A 5,850-nucleotide genomic window follows, 5' to 3' on the forward strand; every position below is an offset into this window, starting at 1 on the left:
GAGTCGAGCCGGCGGTTGCGCGACGACATCGCCAGTCCGTCGGCCTCGCGAATCGTCGGCCGGGCCACCACCTCCAGGTCGAACGACAGGTCGGCCACCAGCTGGCGCACCACGGCCACCTGCTGCCAGTCTTTTTGCCCGAAATAGGCCCGGTGCGGCCGGGCCATGTGAAACAGCTTGCTTACCACCGTGGCCACCCCGTTGAAGTGCCCGGGGCGGTGCGCGCCCTCCATCACCCGTTCCAGGTCGCCGAAATCGAAGCGCAGCCCCGTGGGCCGGGGGTACATCTCCTCAACCGAAGGGGCGAAAAGGGCCGTGCAGCCGGCCGGGGCCAGCAGTGCCGCATCGGCCTCGGGCACGCGCGGATAGAGCCGGAAGTCCTCGGCATTGTTGAACTGCGTCGGATTCACGAAAATAGTGGTAATCACCTCATCGCACTCGGCCCGGGCGGCCTGCACCAGTTGAAGATGGCCGGCGTGGAGGGCGCCCATGGTGGGCACCAGGCCAATGCGGCGGCCGGCCTGGCGGGCACTTTCGGTGTAGGCTTGCAACCCGGCGGCGGTAGTCAGTATCTGCATGAGAAGAAGGGGTCCTGGCAGGGGCGCCAGGCTATGGGGTATTGAAATTCCGCTCAAAATTGTGTAATTTTGTGCACCCATAGTATGGCCTTGTTCCATCCTCCTCAAAAAAACCTGTATGTCGAAGCTAAGAATCCTTTACGCGGCCACCGAAATTGACCCGTTTCTGCAGACCACGAAGGTGGCGGAAATGCTGCGGCGGTTGCCGGCCAGCATGCAGGAAATGGGCTGCGAGATTCGCATTTTCGTACCGCGTTTTGGCATCATCAACGAGCGCAAAAACCGCCTGCACGAGGTAGTGCGCCTGTCGGGCATCAACATTGCCGTGGGCGACGATGAGAAGCCGCTCGTCATCAAGGTGGCGTCGATTCCGACGGCCAAGCTGCAGGTGTATTTCATCGACAACGAGGATTACTTCCACCGCAAGTCGGCGCTGGTCGACAAAAACGACAAATTTTACGCCGACAACGACGAGCGCGCTATCTTCTTCTGCAAGGGCGTGCTCGAAACGGTGAAGAAGCTGGGCTGGTCGCCCAACATTGTGCACTGCTCCGACTGGATGACGGGCCTGATTCCGCTCTACCTGAAAACGACGTACAAGAAAGACCCGGTGTTCAAAGACGCGAAGTCGGTGTTCTCGATTTACAACAACGAGTTTACCGACAAATTTGAAGGGAATATTCTCGAAAAGGCCAAGATGCTCGACATCGACGACGACATGCTCGCGTCGTTGAAAACGGCAGATTTCAGCGGTTTCGTGAAAATGGGCATGGAGTATGCCGATACGGTAGTGCGCTCCGACGAAGATTTTTCGGAAAACATGAACGGCCTGTTCCACGAATACGCCCTCCACAACAAGCTTAGCCAGGTAGCTACCGACGAAAACCTGCACTCTTCCTATCTAGCCCTGTATAATGAATTGGCTAACTAGCCGTTGCGCTCCCCTGGTTGCCCTGAGCACCCTGGCCCTGGCCAGCTGCGACACCGGTACCGCCCTCAACGTGGACTTGCCCGACACGTCCACCATCAGCACCAACTACCAAGACTTTGACGTGGCCAGCGGCACCGTGCGGCTGGACTCGGTCAAGACCCAGAAAACCGACCACTTCCTCGTTGGCCGCTTGGTCGACAACGTGGTCGGCACCACTACGGCCCGCGCTTTCCTGAACGTGGTAGATGTGAGCGTAGCCGACTCATTACCATCTAAATTCACGGATACCAAACTGTTTTCGGGCGCGCCCACGCTCGACTCAACGGTTATCATCATGGGTTTCGACCGCGTGTACGGCAGCAGCAGCACGCCGGCCCGCTTCGACGTATTTAAGCTGAATGCGCCGCTCGACGAACGGCAGGTGTACAACAGCAACTCGGCCGAAACGGGCCTGGTATCGCTGGCTACCAACGTCAGCAGCCGGCTGGACCGCACCCGGGTGCAGATTGTTAAACCGGCCGATACTTCCGTCACGCCCAATATTCCGGCCGTTACGACTACCGTGCCCGACCAAACCGTGCGCCTGGTTGTGCAACGCCGGGCTGGCACGGTGGATACCCGCAACAATCCGCTGCCCGCAATTCCGCAGAGCATCATCAACGGGTTATTCGCCCAGCTGCGGGTGCCCGGCTTTAGCCAGACGCAGCTCGAAGCGCAGCTGCAGGGGCTGGCTGTTGCGCCCAACGCTACCTACAATAGCGGCATCGTGAGCTTTGGCCGGCCTTCCGTACCCAGAATCATCCTGTATTTCCACAGCACCTCCGCCTGGGCCGTCAGAAACAACAAAACCAACATGCTGGATACGCTGAAACGCTCTTATTCAGCATTTTTCGGTCCGGTATTCAGCAGTGGCGGGCTTTCGAGCAGCACCGACCCGCGCTACTACACCCAGATTACGCCCACCTTGCCCGCGGCTCTGTCGGTACTTAACTCGGGGAATGGCTTTGTGCCCAATGTGGCCCTCAACGGCATCAGCTACGTGCAGGAAGGCACGGGCCTGGGCACGCGCATCACCTTCCAAGGACTGGAAACCTTGGCCAGCGCGGCGACGGCCGGCGGGCTTACCATCAACCGCGCCGAGCTGCGCGTGCCCGTCAAACCGTACAGCAACGCCCTATTTGCCAATCCGCAGCAGCTGTACGCCGTAGAAGTAAATTCGTCGAATACCGTTTTGCAGCGGCTTGTTAACTACCTGCCGACCGACCGTATTGTGCAGGCCGACGGCACCTCCCAGACTGGTAATGTCAGCCCGGCCATTGGCTCGCTCACTACGCTGTCGTCTACGCAGGCCTATTACACGCTGCCCGTTACCAGCTACTTACAGGCTTACTTAAATAACCAACTCGGGGGCAACCCGGCTTCGCTGGTGCTGCTGGCCGACAGCTATTCCGGCCTTCCGCTGCGCTTATTCAATACCCTCACGCTGAACCGCGCTGTTCTGGATGCGGCCAATATTAAACTGCGGGTATATTATTCCAAGCGTTAACCGTAGCCGGGCTGCCTGCTGTTATCAGGCCAACCGACTGTTTTTCTCAACCATTTAATTTCTTCCTGCCATGTGCGGCATTGTTGCTTACCTGGGCCATCGTGAGGCCTGCCCGATTATCCTGAAAGGCCTGCACCGCCTCGAATACCGTGGTTACGACTCCGCCGGCGTAGCCCTGCTCAACGGCGACCTGACCGTTTATAAGAAAAAAGGCAAAGTGAGCGACTTGGAGGCATTCATTGCCGAGAAGAACACGCATGCCAACGTGGGCATGGGCCACACCCGCTGGGCGACCCACGGCGAGCCCAACGACGAAAATGCGCACCCGCACTACTCCACTTCGGAGCGCATTGCCATCATCCACAACGGCATTATTGAGAACTACGCGGCACTGAAAACGCACTTGCAGCAGCAGGGCCACGTGTTCCACTCCGACACGGACACGGAAGTATTCGTGAACCTGATTGAGGAAATTCAGAAGCAGAACGCCTGCTCGCTCGAAGAGGCCGTACGCCTGGCTTTGCACGAAGTGGTGGGTGCCTATGCCATTGTTGTGCTCAGCAAGGATGCCCCCAACCAGCTCATCGCCGCCCGTAAAGGCTCGCCGATGGTGATTGGTATTGGCGACGGCGAATACTTCATTGCTTCCGACGCGACGCCCATCATCGAGTACACCAATGAGGTGGTGTACGTGAATGACTACGAGATTGCTGTGATTCGCGACGGGCAGCTGGAAATTCGCAGCCGCGAAGATGTGAGCCAGACGCCCTACATCCAGAAGCTGGAGATGGAGCTCGACTCCATCGAAAAAGGCGGTTACCCGCACTTCATGCTGAAGGAGATTTTTGAGCAGCCCCGCTCCATTCTCGACTCGATGCGCGGCCGCCTGGAGTTGGAAGCCAGCCACCTGAACATGGGCGGCATCCGGGCCTACGAGCAGAAGTTCATCAATGCCCAGCGCATCATTATCGTGGCCTGCGGCACGTCGTGGCACGCCGGCCTGGTGGCTGAGTACCTCATCGAGGACCTGGCCCGCATTCCGGTGGAAGTGGAATACGCCTCGGAGTTCCGCTACCGCAACCCGATTATTACGGAGCGCGACATCGTGATTGCCATTTCGCAGAGCGGTGAGACGGCCGATACGCTGGCCGCCATTGAGCTGGCCAAGAGCAAGGGTGCTACCATCTTCGGCATCTGCAACGTGGTGGGCAGCAGCATTGCCCGCGCCACCGACGCTGGCGCCTACACCCACGCCGGCCCCGAGATTGGCGTGGCCTCGACCAAAGCCTTCACGGCCCAGGTAACGGTGCTGACGCTGCTGGCCATGATTATGGGCCAGAAGCGCGGCACCATCACCGACACCAAGCTGCGCGAGCTGATGGTGGAGCTGGACACGATTCCGACCAAAGTAGAAAAGGCCCTGAAGCTGGACGCCCAGATTCTGGAAATCGCCGAGGAGTTCAAGGACGCCACCAACTTCCTGTACCTGGGCCGCGGCTACAACTTCCCGGTAGCCCTGGAAGGCGCGCTCAAGCTAAAGGAAATCAGCTATATCCATGCCGAAGGCTACCCCGCCGCCGAGATGAAGCACGGCCCCATCGCCCTGATTGACGAGAACATGCCGATGGTGGTGATTGCCACCCGCGACAGCTCGTACGAGAAGGTCGTGAGCAACATTCAGGAAGTGAAAGCCCGCAAGGGCCGCATCATTGCCGTGGTGAGCGAGGGCGACACCGTGATTCCGGCCATGGCCGAATACGTGATTGAAGTGCCCCACACCAGCGAAGTACTGATGCCGCTGGTATCGGTGGTGCCGCTGCAGCTGCTGAGCTACCACATTGCCGTGCTACGCGGCTGCAACGTGGACCAGCCCCGCAACCTGGCCAAATCGGTAACGGTGGAGTAGGCTACGGCTTCGCTCGTATCATTGTATCAGGAACCGTCCGGAAGCTTCCGGGCGGTTCTTGGCGTTTATTGAGGTCGGCATCCGGCCGGTTTCCTGACGTTATTGCTCGCATGAAATACCTTGCCGCAAGTGGCCGCCGCTTACTTTCGGAGCCTGGCCAGCAATGGCTGGCAGCGGGGCTGGTATTGCTGTGCCTGCTCCCCTTTGTGGCACTGGCTTTCGATAGCCACCCGGCCCTCGATGACTTCAGCGACGCCCTGATGCGGCGGCAATGGGGTTTTTGGGGCGCACAGCGCGAGTTGTACCTGAAATGGACCGGCCGCTACACCTCCTCGGTGCTACTGATGGCGCCCAGCCCATTGCAGAGTTTTAACCAGTGGGAAAACGGCTATTTTTTGGTAGCCTGGTCGGCGTTGCTGGGCTTGGCGACCGGCCTTTACGCCTACTGGACGGCACTGGTGGGAAGTATCTGGCCGCGCCGCTACCGGTGGCTGGCCGCGGGCGTGATGCTGGCGCTGTGGCTGGCCCAGGCGTCAAGCGTGGCCGAATGCCTGTACTGGTACAATGCAGTCGCGGTGTACACTTGGCCGTTGTTGCTGTGGCTGCTGTGGCTGGCAGCTTTGCTGCGGCTGAGCCGGGCAGCGGCAGGCACTGCTACCGCCAGCAGGCAGTGGGCCCTGACGCTGGGCTTGGCCGTGGCAGTGGTAGGCTGCAACGAAGTGCTGGCCCTGACGGTGCTGGCTTGCCAGGCACTGGCGGCTGGCTGGGCGTGGCGCGATGCCCGTCCGCATCGGGCGGGCTTGCTGCTATTGCTGCTGCTAACCGGTCTGGCAGTAGCGGTGGCGTTTCTGGCCCCCGGCAACTTTGGCCGGCTGGCGGCGGTAGCGCA

5 protein-coding genes are annotated in these 5,850 nt (G+C 59.9%); 4 read left to right on the forward strand and 1 reads right to left on the reverse strand.

Going from position 1 to position 5,850, the window contains the following annotated elements:
• Window positions 1-578 (reverse strand): pantoate--beta-alanine ligase (gene panC, locus ACYVDE_RS12895; RefSeq protein WP_460501951.1); only part of this gene is annotated, 578 nt, incomplete at its 3' end.
• Window positions 579-696: 118 nt separating this feature from the next.
• Between panC and ACYVDE_RS12900 the strand changes: the two genes are divergently transcribed.
• The 4 genes from ACYVDE_RS12900 to ACYVDE_RS12915 all read left to right on the forward strand — a co-directional run.
• On the forward strand, window positions 697-1,509 hold the full coding sequence (locus ACYVDE_RS12900; protein WP_460501952.1) for a glycogen/starch synthase: 813 nt from the start codon (window positions 697-699) through the stop codon (window positions 1,507-1,509).
• Window positions 1,493-3,055, forward strand: coding sequence for a DUF4270 family protein (locus tag ACYVDE_RS12905; RefSeq protein WP_460501953.1), 1,563 nt, complete (start codon window positions 1,493-1,495; stop codon window positions 3,053-3,055). Before ACYVDE_RS12900 ends, ACYVDE_RS12905 begins: the two co-directional genes overlap by 17 nt.
• 70 nt (window positions 3,056-3,125) lie before the next feature.
• Window positions 3,126-4,961: a glutamine--fructose-6-phosphate aminotransferase gene (gene glmS, locus ACYVDE_RS12910; protein ID WP_460501954.1), complete on the forward strand. Its 1,836-nt coding sequence runs from the start codon at window positions 3,126-3,128 to the stop codon at window positions 4,959-4,961.
• A gap of 110 nt (window positions 4,962-5,071) precedes the next feature.
• A partial coding sequence (locus ACYVDE_RS12915) for a hypothetical protein (RefSeq protein ID WP_460501955.1) occupies window positions 5,072-5,850 on the forward strand: 779 nt, incomplete at its 3' end.

The organism is Hymenobacter agri (assembly GCF_054778495.1).